The following is a 213-nucleotide window of genomic DNA, read 5'->3' on the forward strand; positions in this document are numbered from 1 at the left end:
GTCGTGCAGGGTGTAGTCGAAGCCATCCATCTGCCACAGGTGGTTGGGCTGGACGGCCTCGAAGCGGTGCCGCGAGGAACGAGGTCGACGCTGCGGGACGCGCACCACCTGGCCCCGACGATCCAGGACCCGGTTAATCGTGGCCCGGCTCGGCACCGGCTCACCGGCCGGCCACCGCTCGAGATGCTCGCCGATCCAGAACGCGATCTGCTC

At 69.0% G+C, this 213-nt stretch carries 1 pseudogene; it reads right to left on the minus strand.

The window, feature by feature from the left end:
* A pseudogene (locus Q1B24_RS21810) lies at nt 1-213 on the minus strand (IS481 family transposase); the annotation flags it as partial.

It is taken from the genome of uncultured Nocardioides sp. (assembly GCF_947488025.1).
Lineage (GTDB): Bacteria > Actinomycetota > Actinomycetes > Propionibacteriales > Nocardioidaceae > Nocardioides.